The 16,975-nt window shown below is 71.0% G+C and carries 16 protein-coding genes; 13 read left to right on the plus strand and 3 right to left on the minus strand.

Going from position 1 to position 16,975, the window contains the following annotated elements; all coding sequences use genetic code 11:
• Both infB and rbfA read left to right on the plus strand, forming a co-directional pair.
• Positions 1-2,492: translation initiation factor IF-2 (gene infB, locus HSO01S_RS00005; RefSeq protein ID WP_066038546.1), on the plus strand; the 2,492-nt coding region annotated here is incomplete at its 5' end.
• Positions 2,493-2,584: 92 nt separating this feature from the next.
• Positions 2,585-3,046 (plus strand): 30S ribosome-binding factor RbfA, encoded by a 462-nt coding sequence (gene rbfA, locus HSO01S_RS00010; protein ID WP_066039088.1) that lies wholly within the window; start codon positions 2,585-2,587, stop codon positions 3,044-3,046.
• A gap of 33 nt (positions 3,047-3,079) precedes the next feature.
• Here the strand turns inward: rbfA and HSO01S_RS00015 are convergent, their stop codons facing one another.
• Entirely contained in the window at positions 3,080-3,958 is an 879-nt protein-coding gene (locus tag HSO01S_RS00015) for an iron-sulfur binding domain-containing protein (protein ID WP_066038547.1), read from the minus strand.
• A gap of 31 nt (positions 3,959-3,989) precedes the next feature.
• Between HSO01S_RS00015 and HSO01S_RS00020 the strand changes: the two genes are divergently transcribed.
• The 11 genes from HSO01S_RS00020 (at position 3,990) to HSO01S_RS00070 (ending at position 14,524) form a co-directional block, all read left to right on the plus strand.
• Positions 3,990-4,604, plus strand: a complete 615-nt coding sequence (locus HSO01S_RS00020) for a nucleoside/nucleotide kinase family protein (RefSeq protein ID WP_066038548.1) — start codon at positions 3,990-3,992, stop codon at positions 4,602-4,604.
• An 87-nt stretch (positions 4,605-4,691) separates the two neighbouring features.
• Positions 4,692-5,663 carry a tRNA pseudouridine(55) synthase TruB gene (gene truB, locus HSO01S_RS00025; RefSeq protein WP_066039089.1) on the plus strand — a complete coding sequence of 324 codons (972 nt, stop codon included), beginning with the start codon at positions 4,692-4,694 and terminating at the stop codon, positions 5,661-5,663.
• Positions 5,660-6,028 (plus strand): hypothetical protein, encoded by a 369-nt coding sequence (locus tag HSO01S_RS00030; protein ID WP_066038549.1) that lies wholly within the window; start codon positions 5,660-5,662, stop codon positions 6,026-6,028. Before truB ends, HSO01S_RS00030 begins: the two co-directional genes overlap by 4 nt.
• Positions 6,029-6,067: 39 nt before the next feature.
• Positions 6,068-6,481, plus strand: a complete 414-nt coding sequence (locus tag HSO01S_RS00035) for a hypothetical protein (protein ID WP_066038550.1) — start codon at positions 6,068-6,070, stop codon at positions 6,479-6,481.
• Positions 6,478-7,467: a bifunctional riboflavin kinase/FAD synthetase gene (locus HSO01S_RS00040; protein ID WP_066038551.1), complete on the plus strand. Its 990-nt coding sequence runs from the start codon at positions 6,478-6,480 to the stop codon at positions 7,465-7,467. Before HSO01S_RS00035 ends, HSO01S_RS00040 begins: the two co-directional genes overlap by 4 nt.
• Before the next feature lie 94 nt (positions 7,468-7,561).
• A complete protein-coding gene (locus HSO01S_RS00045; protein ID WP_066038552.1) occupies positions 7,562-8,848 on the plus strand; it encodes an MFS transporter in 1,287 nt (428 codons plus the stop codon).
• Positions 8,845-9,852, plus strand: coding sequence for a deoxyribose-phosphate aldolase (gene deoC / locus HSO01S_RS00050; protein ID WP_066038553.1), 1,008 nt, complete (start codon positions 8,845-8,847; stop codon positions 9,850-9,852). The genes HSO01S_RS00045 and deoC overlap by 4 nt, the downstream gene beginning before the upstream one ends.
• A 9-nt stretch (positions 9,853-9,861) precedes the next feature.
• Positions 9,862-11,304 carry an aldehyde dehydrogenase family protein gene (locus tag HSO01S_RS00055; protein WP_066038554.1) on the plus strand — a complete coding sequence of 481 codons (1,443 nt, stop codon included), beginning with the start codon at positions 9,862-9,864 and terminating at the stop codon, positions 11,302-11,304.
• Positions 11,301-12,164: an aldehyde dehydrogenase family protein gene (locus HSO01S_RS00060; RefSeq protein WP_066038555.1), complete on the plus strand. Its 864-nt coding sequence runs from the start codon at positions 11,301-11,303 to the stop codon at positions 12,162-12,164. The genes HSO01S_RS00055 and HSO01S_RS00060 overlap by 4 nt, the downstream gene beginning before the upstream one ends.
• A gap of 236 nt (positions 12,165-12,400) precedes the next feature.
• Positions 12,401-13,885: an SDR family oxidoreductase gene (locus HSO01S_RS00065; RefSeq protein WP_066038556.1), complete on the plus strand. Its 1,485-nt coding sequence runs from the start codon at positions 12,401-12,403 to the stop codon at positions 13,883-13,885.
• A gap of 60 nt (positions 13,886-13,945) precedes the next feature.
• Positions 13,946-14,524, plus strand: a complete 579-nt coding sequence (locus tag HSO01S_RS00070) for a GDSL-type esterase/lipase family protein (protein WP_066038557.1) — start codon at positions 13,946-13,948, stop codon at positions 14,522-14,524.
• Between the two features lie 81 nt (positions 14,525-14,605).
• Here HSO01S_RS00070 and HSO01S_RS00075 read toward each other — a convergent pair whose 3' ends face one another.
• A complete protein-coding gene (locus HSO01S_RS00075; protein ID WP_066038558.1) occupies positions 14,606-15,997 on the minus strand; it encodes a M20/M25/M40 family metallo-hydrolase in 1,392 nt (463 codons plus the stop codon).
• Positions 15,994-16,974, minus strand: coding sequence for a carbohydrate kinase family protein (locus HSO01S_RS00080; protein ID WP_066038559.1), 981 nt, complete (start codon positions 16,972-16,974; stop codon positions 15,994-15,996). Before HSO01S_RS00080 ends, HSO01S_RS00075 begins: the two co-directional genes overlap by 4 nt.
• Between the last annotated feature and the right edge of the window lies 1 nt (position 16,975).

Below are 16,975 nucleotides of genomic sequence, written 5' to 3' on the forward strand. Positions count from 1 at the left end.
CTCCGGCGGCCCCCGCCGAGTCCCGTCCGGCCGCCTCGACCCCGTCGGCTCCGGCCGCCGCGTCGACCCCGGCAGCCGGTTCGGCGAGCCCGGCCGCTCCCGCCGCCCCCGCGGCTGCGGGTTCGGACAAGCCGGCCTCCGACAACGCAGGCCCTCGCCCCGGCGGACCCCGTCCCGGCATCCCGCGTCCCGGCAACAACCCCTTCGCCAGCCAGCAGGGAATGCAGCGCCCCGGCGCCCCGCGTCCCGGCAACAACCCGTTCGCGAGCCAGCAGGGCATGCAGCGCGGCGGCTCGGGCGGCGGCGCCGGCGGCGCGATCCCGCGTCCCGGTGCTCCCCGTCCCGGCGCCCCGCGTCCGGGTGCTCCCCGTCCCGGCGCTCCGCGTCCGGGCACCTTCCAGCGCCCCGGCACCGGTGCGGGCTTCCGTCCCGGCGCCGCCCAGGGTGGCGGCGCTCGTCCGGCTCCGGGTTCGCCCGGGTTCCGTCCGGGTGGCGCTCCCGGCGGCGGCTTCGCACCCCGTCCGGGTGCGGGCGGCCGAGGACGCGGCCCCGGTGGTGGAACCGCCGGTGCGTTCGGTCGTGGTGGCGGGAAGAGCAAGGCCCGCAAGTCGAAGCGGACGAAGAGGGCCGAGTTCGAGCTGCGCGAAGCCCCGTCGCTCGGCGGCGTCAGCGTCCCGCGTGGCGACGGCAACACCGTCATCCGCCTGCGTCGCGGTGCCTCGATCACGGACTTCGCCGACAAGATCGACGCGAGCCCCGGCAACCTGGTGACCGTGCTGTTCCACCTCGGTGAGATGGCCACGGCGACCGAGTCGCTCGACGAGGCCACCTTCCAGGTACTCGGTGAAGAGCTCGGCTACAAGATCATGGTCGTCTCCCCCGAGGAGGAGGACCGCGAGCTGCTCGAGGGCTTCGACATCGACCTCGACCAGGAGCTGGAAGACGAGACCGACGAAGACCTGGAGATCCGTCCCCCGGTCGTCACCGTCATGGGTCACGTCGACCACGGAAAGACGCGTCTGCTCGACGCGATCCGGAACGCGAACGTCGTCGCCGGTGAGGCGGGTGGAATCACCCAGCACATCGGTGCCTACCAGGTCGTCACCGAGCACGAGGGCATCGAGCGCCCGATCACCTTCATCGACACCCCGGGTCACGAGGCGTTCACCGCCATGCGAGCCCGTGGTGCCCAGGTGACCGACATCGCGATCCTCGTGGTCGCGGCGGACGACGGCATCATGCCGCAGACGATCGAGGCCCTGAACCACGCCCAGGCGGCCAACGTGCCGATCGTGGTCGCGGTCAACAAGATCGACAAGCCCGACGCCAACCCGGCCAAGGTGCGCCAGCAGCTCACCGAGTACAACCTGGTCGCCGAGGAGTACGGCGGAGACGTCATGTTCGTCGACGTGTCGGCGCGCAACGACATCGGCATCCAGGACCTCCTGGACGCGGTGCTGCTCACCGCCGACGCCGGGCTCGACCTGCGGGCGAACCCCAACAAGGATGCTCGCGGTGTGGCCATCGAGGCCAAGCTCGACAAGGGCCGCGGCGCCGTCGCGACCGTGCTCATCCAGTCGGGAACGCTGCGCGTCGGAGACGCGATCGTGGCCGGAACCGCTTACGGGCGAGTCCGTGCGATGGTCGACGAGAACGGCGACACCGTCACCGAGGCGACCCCGTCGCGTCCGGTCCAGGTGCAGGGTCTGTCGACCGTGCCCCGCGCCGGCGACACCTTCCTCGTCACCGAGGAGGACCGCACCGCGCGTCAGATCGCTGAGAAGCGTGAAGCCGCCGAGCGCAACGCCTCGCTGGCCAAGGCCCGCAAGCGCATCTCGCTCGAGGACTTCACCCGTGCACTCGAAGAGGGCAAGGTCGAAGCGCTCAACCTCATCATCAAGGGTGACGTCTCCGGTGCCGTCGAGGCACTCGAGGAGTCGCTGCTCAAGATCGAGGTCGACGACAGCGTGCAGCTGCGGATCATCCACCGCGGTGTGGGTGCCGTCACGGAGTCGGACGTCAACCTGGCGACCGTCGACAACGCGATCATCATCGGGTTCAACGTGCGACCCGACACGAAGGCGCGCGAGCGTGCGGCCCGAGAAGGCGTGGACATCCGCTTCTACTCGGTCATCTACAACGCTCTCGACGACATCGAGTCCTCGCTCAAGGGCATGCTCAAGCCCGAGTTCGAAGAGGTGCAGTCGGGTGTGGCCGAGATCCGCGAGATCTTCCGCTCCTCGAAGTTCGGCAACATCGCCGGTGTCATCGTGCGGTCGGGAACGATCACGCGAAACGCCAAGGCTCGGGTCATCCGCGAGGGTGTCGTGGTGGGGGACAACCTCGCCATCGAGTCGCTGCGCCGCTTCAAGGACGACGTCACCGAGGTGCGGACGGACTTCGAGGCCGGTATCGGTCTCGGCAAGTTCAACGACATCCAGATCGGCGACGAGATCGAGACGATCGAGATGAAGGAGAAGCCCCGCGTCTAGCAATAGCTAGCGGTGGCATGACCTGATGAAGGAGTGGTGAGGCGAAGGTCTCACCACTCCTTCTCTCATAGAAACAAAGAGAGAGGATGATCATGGCTGATCCGGCACGGGCCGCCAAGATGGCGGACCGCATCAAGGTGATCGTGGCAAAGCGGCTCGAGAAGGGGATCAAAGACCCCCGGCTCGGCTTCGTGACCATCACCGACGTCCGCGTCACGGGCGACCTCCAGCACGCATCGATCTTCTACACGGTGTACGGCGACGAGAAGGAGCGTGCCGATTCGGCCGCGGCCCTCAAGTCGGCGACCGGGATGCTGCGGAGCGAGGTCGGCAAGAACATCACGGCGCGGCTGACGCCGTCGCTGGAGTTCATCGCCGACGCGCTGCCCGAGAACGCGAAGGTGCTCGAGGACCTGCTCGCCGAGGCGAAGGCCCGCGACGCGCAGGTCGAGGGGCTCGCGAAGTCGGCGCGCTACGCCGGCGACGAAGACCCGTACGTCAAGCCGCGGGTCATCGCGGACGACGCCGACGCCGACGAGCCCGACGAGGACTAGTCTCACTCACCGCCCTCCCCGTCCCCACTGGGATCAGGGGAGGGCGAAGGTGTCGTCGGCGGGGGTGACGATGAGGCCGTCTGCGAGGAGGCCCGCGATCGCGCGGCTGTATTGGGCGGGGTCGGACACGGCGGCGGCGAGCTGGGCGGCCGCCAGGGGGTGCGGGGTCGCACGGAGAGCCTTGAGGATGGCACCGCGGGCCTGGCGGTCGGAGCCCTCGTACTTCTTCTGCGGCGCCCGGCGCGGCACGTCGGTGGCGGGATAGCCCGCTGCACGCCAGGCGCAGCGGTCGGCCAGGGGGCAGAGGTCGCACTTGGGGGAGCGCGCGGTGCAGACGATCGCCCCGAGCTCCATCATCCCGGCGTTGAACCGGGCCGCGTCGTCGTCGTCCTCCGGGAGGAGGGCGTCCATCGCAGGCAGGTCCCGCTTGGCGTTGGGGGCGGGCGCCTCGGGCAGGCCGTCGACCGCGCGGGCGATGACCCGGCGGATGTTCGTGTCGACCACCGGATGGCGCGCGCCGAACGCGAAGACCGCGACCGCACGCGCCGTGTAGTCGCCGACCCCGGGCAGAGCGAGCAGGGCGTCGACGTCGTTCGGCACCGCTCCGTCGTGCCGCTCGGTGATCGCGACCGCACAGGCGTGGAGGTTGAGCGCGCGTCGCGGGTAGCCCAGGGACTGCCAGGCGCGTACCGCCTCACCCGCGGGTTCGGCGGCCAGAGCGTCCGGCGTCGGCCACCGGGTCAGCCATTCGTCAAGGCGCGGGATCACGCGCACCACGGGCGTCTGCTGCAGCATGAACTCGCTGACCAGGGTGCCCCAGGCCGGGAAACCGGGTCGCCGCCAGGGCAGATCCCGAGCGTGGCGGGCGAACCAGTCGACCACGGGACCGGCGAGATCGGCGTTCCCGGGCATCCCACCACTGTAGGCGACTTAGACTTTCGACATGGTTCAGCCCGCGACCCCCGCCAGCGACTTCGCCGACGCCCTGGTGGGCGAGATCCGGCACAACTACCGCCTCGGCCGCGTGATCGTCGCGGTCGACGGGGTCGAGGACACCGGGCCCTTCGCCGAGCGACTCGCCGCCGCCTTCGTGCGCAGCGGCGTGCACACCGTGCGGGCCCGGATGGACGACTTCCAGCGGCCCCGAGAGGCACGGGAACTGCGCGGAGACGGCGTCGCCGAGGGCTACTACTTCGACCGCTACGACCTCTCGACGCTGAAGCGCGTGCTGATCGAGCCGTTCCGGCTGGGCGGGAGCACCGGGTTCCAGCTGGCCTCGTTCGACGCCGCCCGCGACCGGGTCGCCGAGTCCCGCTGGCTGACCGCGCCGGCCGACGCCGTGCTGGTGCTCGACGGGCCGTTCCTGCAGCGGCCGGGGCTGCGCGGGCAGATCAACTTCACGATCTACCTCGAGGGCTCGCAGTTCGGGCTGGCACCCGAGGTCGTCGGCGCCGACGAGCTGTACCAGGCCGAAGCCGGACCGCGGTTCGGGGCGAGTGCCATCGTCTCGGTGGCCGACCCCGAGCATCCGCGGCGCGTCTTCGCCGACAGCTGCTGAGCAGGCTGGGCAGCCCGCCTCTCACCGGGCCCCGCTGTGTCAGGTCCTGAGTGATCGCGGGGGCCGCGGACTGTTAGCGTGGCAGACGTGAATTCTGCGTCGTCATCCGAGAGTGGCATCCTGCTCGTCGACAAGCCGGACGGCTTGACGAGCCACGACGTCGTCGCCCGAACCCGGCGGATGGCCGGCACCCGGAAGGTCGGCCACGCCGGCACCCTCGACCCGATGGCGACCGGGCTGCTCATCCTGGGCCTGAACTCCTCGACCCGCCTGCTCACCTACGTGGTCGGGCTCGACAAGGAGTACCTGGCGACCGTGCGACTGGGCGCCGGAACCACGACCGACGACGCGGAGGGCGAGACCTCCGTCACGGCTCCGGCCGGCGCGGTCGCCTCCCTCACCGCCGAGGCGGTCGCCGAGGCCTTCGCCGCCCAGGTCGGCACGATCACCCAGGTGCCGAGCACCGTCAGCGCCATCAAGGTCGACGGGCAGCGCGCCTACGCCCGGGTGCGGGCCGGTGAAGAGGTCGTGCTCGCGGGCCGCACGGTGACGATCGCCGAGATCGAGCTGCTGGGCGCGCCCCGCCCCGCGCTCACCGAGAGCGCCGAGGGCACGGGCGCCGACGTGCTCGACGTCGACGTGCGCGTGGTGTGCTCGTCGGGCACCTACATCCGCGCGATCGCCCGCGATGTCGGAGCGGCGCTCGGGGTCGGCGGCCACCTCACCGCGCTCCGCCGTACGCGGATCGGGCCCTTCCCGGTCGAGGATGCGCCGACGCTCGAACTCCTTCAAGCCGAGACCGAGCGGGGCGCGTCGCTCCCGCTGCTGCCGGCCGCCGAGGTGGCCCGCGCACTCTTCCCCGTGCAGGAGGTCGACCGCGAGCAGGCCCTCGCGCTCGGGCACGGCCAGCGCATCCCGCTCGACCGTCCGGACGGCGGGCCGATCGCCGCGATCACCGCCGACGGCCGCCTGCTCGGCCTCCTCGAGGTCAGGGCCGGCAGCGCGAAGAGCATCGTCAACTTCCCGCCCGACGAGTACCAGCCAGGAGCCCCCGCATGATCGAGTGGTTCACCATCGTGCAGGTCGCCGTCGCAGTCGCGGCGGGCCTGCTCTGCATCGTGCTCGGTCTCGCCGGCCGCCGTCCCACCGACCTCACCATGGGCGCCACCGCGCTGGTCGAGCTGCTGCTGATCGCCCAGCTGGTGATCGCCATCGTCTCCCCGGCCGTCGGCAACCAGCCGAGCGGCAGCCTGCTGGAGTTCTACATCTACCTGATCTCGGCGGTGCTCCTGCCGATCGCCGGCGGTTTCTGGGCCCTGATCGAGCGCAGCCGCTGGAGCACGGTCGTGCTCGGTGCGGTCTGCCTGGCGGTCGCCGTGATGGTGTACCGGATGAACGTGATCTGGTTCGTACAGGGAGCCTGAGCCACCCCTCCGGCAGCGGTGCCATAAACTCGTACTGCCATGGCTCACGACACCCTCGCTCCTCCCGCTCGACGAACCCGCACCCGGGGGATCGGGGCGGTGCTGATCATCGTGTACGGCATCCTCGCCCTCGCGGCCACCGGCCGTTCGGTCTACGAGATCATCGCCAAGTTCGACCAGGCGCCCGTGGCCTACACGCTGTCGGCGCTGGCCGCCGTGGTGTACATCGTGGCGACCGTCGCGCTGATCGCGCCGGGCCGGTTCTGGTACCGCGTGGCATGGGCCACCATCTCGTTCGAGCTGGTCGGTGTGCTCACCGTCGGCACGCTCAGCATCTTCCTGCCCGACCTGTTCGCGAAGGCCTCGGTCTGGTCGTGGTACGGGATGGGCTACCTCTTCATCCCGCTCGTGCTGCCCGTGCTCGGCATGCTGTGGCTGCGGCGTAACCGGTGAAGACCTACTTCGGGCTGGATGCGATCCCCGCCGACCTCGGTCCCTCCGCCGTCACCATCGGCAAGTTCGACGGCGTGCACACCGGTCACCTCGCGGTGATCGACGAACTCAACCGGGTCGCGCGCGAACAGGGTCTGACCTCGGTCGTGATCACCTTCGACCGCCATCCGCTCGCCCAGCTAAACCCTGCGGCACGGCCGGACGAGCTGGTCAGCAACGAGCAGCGGCTCGAGCTCCTGGCCGCGACCGGGGTGGATGTCACGATCCTGCTGCCGTTCGACGGCACCCTCGCCGCCATGCCTCCCCGCGATTTCGTCGAGCGGGTGCTCGGCACGATGTGCCGGGCGCGCGTGGTGATGGTGGGGGAGGACTTCCGTTTCGGGGCGAAGGGCAGCGGCACGATCCAGACCCTCCGCGAGCTGGCTCCGGAGTTCGGCTTCGACGTCGACGAGATCGCCGAGGTCACGCCTGAAAGCTCGCCTGCCGAGCTCACGCCCGGCGAGGTCGCCTCAGCAGAGCACAGCGAGGGCCGCAAGGTCTCCTCGACCTGGATCCGCGAGCTCCTCGCCGAGGGCGACGTCACCCGCGCCGCGGCACTCCTCGGCCGGGTGCCGAGCGTGCGCGGGATCGTCGTGCACGGGGCGGCCCGCGGTCGCGAGCTCGGCTACCCGACCGCCAACCTCTCGGCCGAGTCGGAGGGTCTCATCCCGGCCGACGGCGTGTACGCGGGCTGGCTCACCGACGACGGCGTGCGCTATCCCGCCGCGATCTCGGTCGGCAGCAATCCCACCTTCGAGGGCGTGCCGCCCAAGCAGGTCGAGGCCTACGTGCTCGACCGCGAGCTCGACCTCTACGACCACGTCGTCGAGATCGCGTTCGTGGCGCGCATCCGGGGCATGGTGCGGTTCACCGGCATCGAACCGCTGATCGCCCAGATGGACGACGACGTCGAGCGCGTACGGACGCTGCTCGGCGCCGAGCAGTGACAGCAAGCAGTGACAGCCGAGCAGTGACAGCCGAGCGGCGATCGACGAGCAGTGAACGACGAGCAGTGACCGAAGCCGACCGGGGGAGCACCACATGACCGAGCCGCACCGGCTGACGAAGGCCCCGCTGTGGGCCGGGCGCACGCTCGCCCTGCTGGCGATCGTGTTCACGGCGCTGAACCTGCGCACCGCGGTCGCGGCGCTCTCGCCGATCTTCGACCAGATGTCGTCGGACATCGCGCTCGGCAGCATCGGCATCGGCTTCCTCGGCACCCTGCCGCCGATCTGTTTCGCGGTGGCGGGACTGTTCGCACCGCTGCTGCACCGGCGCTTCGGACTCGAGCCCGTGGTCGTCGGAGCACTCCTGGCCGTGCTCGCCGGGCACCTCGTCCGTGCCGCCTCCGGCGACTACCTCGTGCTCGTGCTCGGCAGCACGCTCGCCTTCGCCGGCATGGGCGTGGCCAACGTGCTGCTGCCCCCGCTGGTGAAGAAGTACTTCCCGGATCGCATCGGGCTGGTCACCTCGCTCTACGCGACCGTGATGGCGATCGGCGCGACCCTGCCGCCGCTGATCGCGGTGCCGGTGGCCGAGGCCGCGGGCTGGCGCACCTCGGTCGGCCTCTGGTCGGCGTTCGCGGTGATCGCCCTCGTGCCCATGCTCTCGCTCGCCGTCGGCTCCCGGTCGGCGAAGCAGAAGGATGCGCGCGACGCGCCGGCGCCCGGCGCCCGGCCCGACGAGGAGCCGCGGTCGGCGAGCTTCGGCAAGGTACTCCGCTCGCCCATCGCCTGGTCGCTGATGCTCACCTTCGCGCTCACGACGATGAACGCCTATGCGATGTTCGCCTGGCTGCCCGAGATCGTGACCGACGTCGCCGGCACCTCCCAGGCCGACGCGGGCGCCCTGCTCTCGCTGTTCTCGGTGGCCGGACTCCCGGCCTCCCTGATCGTCCCGCTGCTCGCGGCGCGGATGAAGAACGTCTTCCCGCTGATCATCGCCGGCGTCGCCGCCTACCTGATCGGGTACATCGGCCTCCTCGCCGTCCCGACCGCGGCGACCTGGCTCTGGGCGCTGATGATCGGCTTCGGGCCGCTGATCTTCCCGCTCACCCTGGTGCTGATCAACCTCCGCACCCGCACCCATGACGGCTCGGTCGCGCTCAGCTCCTTCACGCAGAGCTTCGGCTACGCACTGGGCGCCCTCGGCCCGCTGGTGGTCGGCATCCTGCACGACGCGACGGGAGGCTGGACCGTGCCGATCATCTTCCTGATCGTCACCGCCGTCTCCCTGCTGATCACCGGTGCAGTCGTCTCCCGCCCCCGCATGCTCGAGGACGAGTGGCAGAATCGACAGATGCGCACGAACAGTTCGGAGACCCCGTGACGATAGACAGAGCGGTCAGCCCCGCCCAGCGAGCCCTCGAGGTGCTGGGCGACGACCTGACCGAATCCACCCTCAAGCGCTACCTCGACGGCATCCCCGGCGTCGACGCCGTGGGCCTCGAGCAGCGCGCCGCCGCGCTCGGGACGCGCTCGATCAAGACCACCTCGAAGGCCTGGGCCCTCGACCGCATCATCGAGCTGATCGACCTGACGACGCTCGAGGGCGCCGACACGCCCGGCAAGGTGCGCTCCCTGGTCGCGAAGGCCCTGGTTCCGGATGCGGGCGACCCGTCGACCCCGCGCGTCGCCGCGGTCTGTGTGTACGGCGACATGGTGCCGTACGCCGTCGAGGCGCTCGGCACCGCCCACTCGGCCGGTACGGACGAGGGCGTGAACGTCGCCGCCGTCGCGACCGCGTTCCCCTCGGGCCGCGCCTCCCTCGCCGTGAAACTCGCCGACACCGCCGACGCGGTGGCCGCGGGCGCCGACGAGATCGACATGGTGATCGACCGCGGCGCCTTCCTCTCCGGCCGCTACGGCCTCGTCTTCGACGAGATCGTGGCCGTCAAGGAGGCCTGCCGCCGCGCCGACGGCAGCTTCGCCCACCTCAAGGTCATCCTCGAGACCGGGGAGCTGAACACCTACGACAACGTGCGCCGGGCTTCCTGGCTCTCGATACTGGCCGGCGGCGACTTCATCAAGACCTCGACCGGCAAGGTCTCCCCGGCGGCGACGCTGCCCGTCACGCTCCTCATGCTCGAGGTCGTGCGCGACTGGAACCGGTTGACCGGCGAGAAGATCGGGGTGAAGCCGGCCGGCGGCATCCGCTCGTCGAAGGACGCGATCAAGTACCTCGTCACCGTCGCCGAGACGGTGGGCGAGGAGTGGCTCCAGCCGCACCTGTTCCGCTTCGGCGCGTCGAGCCTGCTCAACGACGTGCTCCTCCAGCGCCAGAAGCTCCGCACCGGCCACTACTCCGGCGCCGACTACGTCACGATCGACTAGGACCACCTGATGTCATTCCTCGAATACGCCCCCGCCCCCGAGTCGACGGCGATCCTCGACCTCAAGCCCGAGTACGGGCTGTTCATCGGCAACGAGTTCGTGCCCGGCTCGGGCGAGTCCTTCGTCACGATCTCGCCCGCGACCGAGAAGCCGATCGCGCGCATCGCGAACGGTGACGCCGCCGACGTCGACCGGGCAGTCGCCGCCGCGCGCCGTGCCTACGACAAGACCTGGTCGCGGATGTCGGGCCGGGACCGCGGGAAGTACCTGTTCCGCATCGCCCGGCTCGTGCAGGAGCGCGCCCGCGAGCTCGCGGTCGCGGAGTCGCTCGACAACGGCAAGCCGATCAAGGAGAGCCGCGACGTCGACGTGCCGCTCGTGGCGGCCTGGTTCTTCTACTACGCAGGCTGGGCCGACAAGCTCGATCACGCGGGCCTGGGCGCGAACCCCCGGTCGCTCGGGGTCGCGGCACAGGTCATCCCGTGGAACTTCCCGCTGCTGATGCTGGCGTGGAAGATCGCGCCCGCGCTGGCGGCCGGCAACACGGTCGTGCTGAAGCCGGCCGAGACCACCTCGCTCACCGCGCTGCTGTTCGCCGAGATCGTGCAGCAGGCCGACCTGCCCGCCGGTGTCGTCAACATCGTGACGGGCGCGGGGGAGACCGGGCGGCTGCTCGTCAACCACCCCGACGTGAACAAGGTCGCGTTCACCGGCTCGACGGCCGTGGGCCGCGAGATCGCCCGCTCGACCGCGGGCACCGGCAAGAAGCTCACGCTCGAGCTCGGCGGCAAGGCGGCGAACATCGTGTTCGACGACGCACCGATCGACCAGGCGATCGAGGGCATCGTCAACGGCATCTTCTTCAACCAGGGCCACGTCTGCTGCGCGGGATCCCGCCTGCTGGTGCAGGAGAGCATCCACGACGACGTGGTCGACCGGCTGAAGTCGCGGCTGGAGACGCTGCGGGTCGGCGATCCGCTCGACAAGAACACCGATGTCGGCGCGATCAACAGCGCCGAGCAACTGGCCCGCATCCGCGAGCTGTCCGAGATCGGCGAGGCCGAGGGCGCCGAGCGGTGGAGCCCGGCCTGCGACCTGCCGGAGAACGGTTTCTGGTTCGCGCCGACGATCTTCACCAACGTGTCGACGAGCCACCGGATCGCCCGCGAGGAGATCTTCGGGCCGGTGCTCTCGGTGCTGAGCTTCCGTACCCCGGCCGAGGCGATCGCCAAGGCCAACAACACGCCCTACGGCCTGTCGGCCGGCATCTGGAGCGACAAGGGCAGCCGCATCCTCGCGGTCGCCGACAAGCTGCGCGCCGGAGTCATCTGGGCCAACACCTTCAACCGCTTCGACCCCGCGAGCCCCTTCGGTGGCTACAAGGAGTCCGGCTACGGCCGCGAGGGCGGCCGTCAGGGGCTGGCTGCGTACCTCAAGGGAGGGCTCAAGTGAGCAACCACGTCACTGTTCCGAAGACCTACAAGCTGTTCGTGAACGGCGCCTTCCCGCGCAGTGAGTCCGGGCGGGTCTACGAGGTCACGACGCCGAAGGGCGAGTTCCTGGCGAACGCCGCCCAGGCCTCGCGGAAGGATGCGCGGGATGCGGTCGTCGCCGCCCGCGCGGCCGTCTCCGGCTGGTCGGGCGCCACCGCCTACAACCGCGGCCAGGTGCTCTACCGCGTCGCCGAGGTGCTCGAGGGCCGCCGCGCCCAGTTCGAAGACGAGATCGTGCGACTGCAGGGGGTCTCGGCCTCCGCCGCGCGCGATCAGGTCGACGAGGCGATCGACCGCTGGGTCTGGTACGCCGGCTGGGCGGACAAGTACGCGCAGGTCGCCGGCAACGCCAACCCGGTCTCGGGCCCGTACTTCAACCTCAGCGTGCCGGAGCCCACCGGTGTCGTCGCGATCGTCGCGCCCCAGGACTCGGCCCTCGTCGGGCTCGTCAGCGCGCTCGCCCCCGCCCTGGTCTCCGGCAACACCGTCGTCGTGATCGCGAGCGAGGCCTTCCCGCTCTCGGCGATCACGCTCGCCGAGGTGCTCGCCACCAGCGACCTGCCCAAGGGCGTCGTGAACGTACTCACCGGGTCGCCGGCCGAGATCGCCCCCTGGCTGGCCAGCCACGCCGACGTCAACGCGCTCGACCTCGTCGGTGCGGGGGCGCTCGAGTGGATCGACCTCGAGATCGCCGCGGCCGAGACGCTGAAGCGTGTCCTGCCGCCGGAGGACGGGCCCGATGCTGCGGCGCCGGCGCTGGGGCGGATCACGGCGTTCACGGAGACGAAGACGGTCTGGCACACCAAGAGTCTTATTTGATTCCGCGCCGCCGCCTCTGCGGCGCGGGCGACATGTTCGCGTGCGGTCGCGCGGCGCGGCCTTCGGTCGTGCCGCACGGCCACGCGCTCACCGTGGGCTGGGTTTCGTAAGGCCTCTTGCGCATTTCCGGCGCGGGACGGGGCCGGAGAGATCCGTCTGCTGCGGGGGTGCTCTGCGCGGCTGGGAGTCGGGCCGGGAGCGGGGCGGTTGTCGGGGGGCGGGGCTAGCGTGAAGGGATGAGCGAAGAACGCAGGGCACTGGTGACGGGCGCGACCGGGTACATCGGCGGGCGGCTGGTGCCACGGCTGCTCGCGGCCGGGTTCACCGTGCGGGTGCTCGTGCGCAACCCCGACAAGCTCCGGGACGTGCCCTGGGCCGGTGACGTCGAAATCGTCACGGGCGACCTCGGTGATCCCGCCAGTCTCGCCACCGCATCCGCCGACGTGGACGTCTTCTACTACCTCGTGCACTCCATGGGCGGCAAGAAGAAGGACTTCGAGCAGGTCGAGAAGGAGTCCGCTGAGAACGTCGCATCGGCTGCGGCCGCAGCCGGTGTGAAGCGGATCGTCTACCTCGGCGGCCTGCACCCCCTCACCGGCGACCTCTCGCCCCACCTGCGCTCGCGCGTCGAGGTCGGGCGCATCCTGCTCGAATCGGGCGTGCCGACCGCTGCCCTCCAGGCGGGCGTGGTCATCGGCTCCGGCTCGACCTCGTTCGAGATGATCCGGCACCTCACTGACGTGCTGCCCTACATGCCGGCGCCCAAGTGGGTGCGCAACTTCATCCAGCCGATCGCGGTGCGCGACGTGCTGTACTACCTCCTGAAGAGCGCCGACCTGCCCGAAGACGTCAACCGGACCTTCGACATCGGCGGCCCCGACCGCCTGCGCTACGGCCAGATGATGAACGGCTACGCCCTCGAGGCGGGCCTCAAGCAGCGCCCGATCGCCGCGCTGCCCGTGCTCACCCCGTGGCTCGCCTCGCAGTGGGTCAACCTGGTGACACCCATCCCACGCAGCCTCGCCATCCCGATCATCGCGTCGCTGCAGTTCGACTGCGTGACCCATGAGCACGACATTCGCAGCTACATCCCCGACCCCGAGGGCGGTCTTACCCCCTACCGCCGGGCCGTGCGGCTGGCGCTCGAGAAGGAGAAGGCGGGCGAGATCGAGACCAGCTGGCAGGACGCGTTCGTCGAGGGCGCCGCGAGCGACCCGCTGCCGAGCGACCCCGACTGGGCCGGGCACACCGTCTTCACCGACATCAAGCAGCGCACCACCAAGGCGCCGCCCGCCGCCGTCTGGCGAGTCGTGGAGGGCATCGGCGGCCAGAACGGCTGGTACTCCTTCCCGCTCGCCTGGGCCGCGCGCGGGTTGATGGACAAGGTGGTCGGCGGCGTCGGCCTCCGCCGTGGGCGACGCAGCGCCACCCGCCTCAACACGGGCGACGCGCTCGACTTCTGGCGGGTCGAGGCGATCGACCGCGGCTCCTTCCTGCGGCTCCGCGCCGAGATGAAGGTGCCCGGCCGGGCCTGGCTCGAGATGCGCGTCGGCGCCACCGGCGACGGCGGATCGGTCTACGACCAGCGGGCCGTCTTCTTCCCGCGCGGGCTCGGCGGGCGGCTGTACTGGTTCGCCATCCTGCCCTTCCACGGGGCCATCTTCAACGGCATGGCGAACCGGATCACGGCGACCGCGCTGGCCGCCGGTGCGGAAGCCTGATTGGCGCTCCCGGCCGAACACGGGGAGACTGGGGAGCACCGAGCGTCAGAGGAGGCATTCATGACCGGCAAGCCGAAGACAGTGTTCGTGGGCGACAGTCTCACGGAGGGCGGACGATGGCAGGAGTGGTTCCCCGAACTCGAGGCCTTCAACCTCGGCGTCGGCGGTGACACCACCGACGGCCTGATCGAGCGTATCGACGAGGTCGCGGCCCTCGACCCCGACACGATCGTGCTGCTCATCGGCACGAACGACGTCGCCAACCGCCGCGCCGTCGAGCACGTGGTCCGCGGCATCGAGACCGTGCTGGTGAACCTGCGCTCCGCGATGCCGGATGCGCGCATCCTGGTGCAGTCGGTGCTGCCGCGCGGCGCCGAGTACGCCGAGTTCGTCAAGGAGATCAACCGGCACGTCTGGCAGTTCGCCGCCACCGTGCGCGCGCACTACCTCGACCTCTGGCCCGTGATGGCCCGGGAAGACGGCGAGCTGCGCCCCGAGTACACCGAAGACCGGCTGCACCTGAACGAGGCCGGCTACGAGGCCTGGCTCTCCGAGCTCGTCCCCGCGCTCGAGCGGGTGCACGACCTGCCGCCGTCGTCGCGCCCGATCCGGCTGCCCGAGCTCGGCAGCGTCGACTAGCGGCGGCGGCCGGCCGCAGTGCGGCCCTGCCGCAGTGCAGCCAGGGCCGGCTGAGCGGACTCGGTGTCGACGTCGGCGGGCTCAGAGCCGCCGCAGCAGTCCCTCGTAGAACCGGATGCCGGTGAGCCAGGTCGCCACCCGGATCCGCTCGTTCTTCGCGTGCAGCGTCCCGCGCTCCTCCGTCGACATCTCGAACGGGCTGAACCGGTAGACCGTGCGGCTCGCCCCGGCGAACCGGCGCGAATCGGTGGCTCCGGTCTGCACGTACGGCGTGACGATCGCCTCAGGGTAGGTCTCCGAGACCGCTGCGGCGAGCAGCTCCCAGACCGGTCCGTCCATCTCCGAGACCGGCGAGGGCTCGTCGGCGCTCAGGATCTCGACCGCCACGAGCGGGTCGGCGATCGCCCGCTCGAGGTGCCGCCGGGTCGCGTCGACGGTCGAGCCGATCGCGATCCGCACATTCACGACCGCCTGGGCGCGCTCGGCGAGGGCGTTGGCCGCGAGGCTGCCCGAGAGCTGGGTGACGGCCATCGTCGTCCGCACCATGGCCGCGGTGTCGACGCCGAGCCGCTCGAAGGCCGCCACGATGAGCGGACGGAAGACGCCGACCCTCGTGAAGACGAAGCGCAGCGGATCGCGACCCTCCGCACCCACGGTCGCGATCATCCGCGCCGTCACCGCGTTCAGCCCCGAGGGGAACGGATGCTTCGCCAGACGCACCATCGCGCGCGCCAGCCGGTTCGTGGCCGGGTCGCGCGGGGGAGTCGAGGCGTGGCCGCCGTTCTGCTGCACCGTGAGGGTGAAGCTCGACGTGCCCTTCTCGGCGACGCCCACCACGGCGATCGGCCGCTCGACCGTCGGGAAGACCTTCTCGACCACCGCGCCGCCCTCATCCAGCACCAGCCCGATCCGGACACCGCGGGCGGCGAGCAGTTCGGCGGCGGCGAGGGCGCCCGTGCCCTCGGTCTCCTCGTCGTGGCCGAAGAAGAGGTAGACGTCGGAGGCGGGGCGCAGCCCGGCGCGCACGGAGCGTTCGACGGCCTCGAGGATCGCGACGCCCGAGCCCTTGTTGTCGAGGGTTCCCCGGCCCCATAGGAGCTGCCCGGTGCTGGTCTGGGCCCCGCTGCCGGTGACTGTGCCGGTGACGACGGCCCCGAACGGCGGATGCTCCCAGCCCTCGTCGGTCGCGGCCACCACGTCGTAATGCGCCATCAGCACCGTCGCCGGCGGCGAATCGGCATCGCTCCTGTCGCCGGCCCACCGGTAGAGCAGCGACCCGCCCCCGACCACCTCCCGCACGAGCTCGCCGTGCAGCGCCGGATACAGCCGTTCGAGCGCGTCACGGTAGGCGGCGAAGGCCGCCTCGTCCACCAGGGACGGATCGAGGTTCGACATGGTCGGGATGCGCAGGAGCGTGCGGAAGCGCTCGACGGCCTCGCCGTCGTCACCCGTTGTGACGCGGTCGCCGGTCATCGGAGGCTCTCCCGCTCCAGCTGCGCCCCGGCACCCTCCGGGGGTCGCGCCCCCGAGATCGTGACTGCGACGGCCGCGCAGCGGACGCCCTGCACCCCGGCCTCGGTCAACCGGCCGGAGTCGACCTGCTCGCTCGTGACCGGGCCGCTCGCGAGCAGCGAACCCAGGAACCCGGCGCTGAACGCATCCCCGGCACCTGTGGTGTCGATCGGGTCGACCGGCGGCGCCGGCACCTCCACCGGCCCATGGTCGCGGGATGCAGCCAGCACCCCGCGGCGACCCCGGGTGAGCGCGACGATCTCGTAGTGCGCGAGCAGGGCATCCAGCACCGCGTTCTCGTCGTCGAGCCCGGTGAGCGCCCGGCCCTCGTCGAGGTTGGGCAAGAAGACGGTCGCCCCGGCCGTGCCGGCGAGCACGCTGGCCGGGCCGTGATCGGCGATGAAGCCGGCCGAGCCCGGGTTGACCGACACACTCGACCCCGCGGCGCGGGCGGCCGCGATCAGCCGGGCGAACTCGGCGAGCCGGGAGTCGCGGGTGTCGCTGAACAGGGAGTAGCCGGTGAAGTGCAGGTGGGTGCCCGGGCCGAACAGGGCCCGGTCGACGTCGTCGGCGCCGACCAGCGCATTGGCGCCGCGCTCGGTGAGCATGGTGCGGGTGCGGTCGGCCTCGAGGATGACCACGATCGTGCCGGTCGGCAGCTCGGGGTCCTCCCGCAGGTGCGCGGTGACGCCGGAACGGCGGAGCGCCGCACCGTGCAGTGGCGCCGTGCCGTGACCGACCCGGCCGAAGAAGTCGGTGGTGAAGCCGAGCTCGCCGAACCAGGCGGCGGCGTTGGCGGCCGACCCGCCGGCGCGGCGCTCGATCCGCGCTGTGGTGTCGGTGTCCGGGCGGATGGCGGATGCCGGGGTGACGATGATGTCCTCGATCACATCGCCGAAGACGACGACGCGACCGGCCGGCCGAGCCGCGCCCGTCACC

Origin of the sequence: Herbiconiux solani NBRC 106740 (genome assembly GCF_001571005.1) — a bacterium.
Taxonomy (GTDB): Bacteria; Actinomycetota; Actinomycetes; order Actinomycetales; family Microbacteriaceae; genus Herbiconiux; species Herbiconiux solani.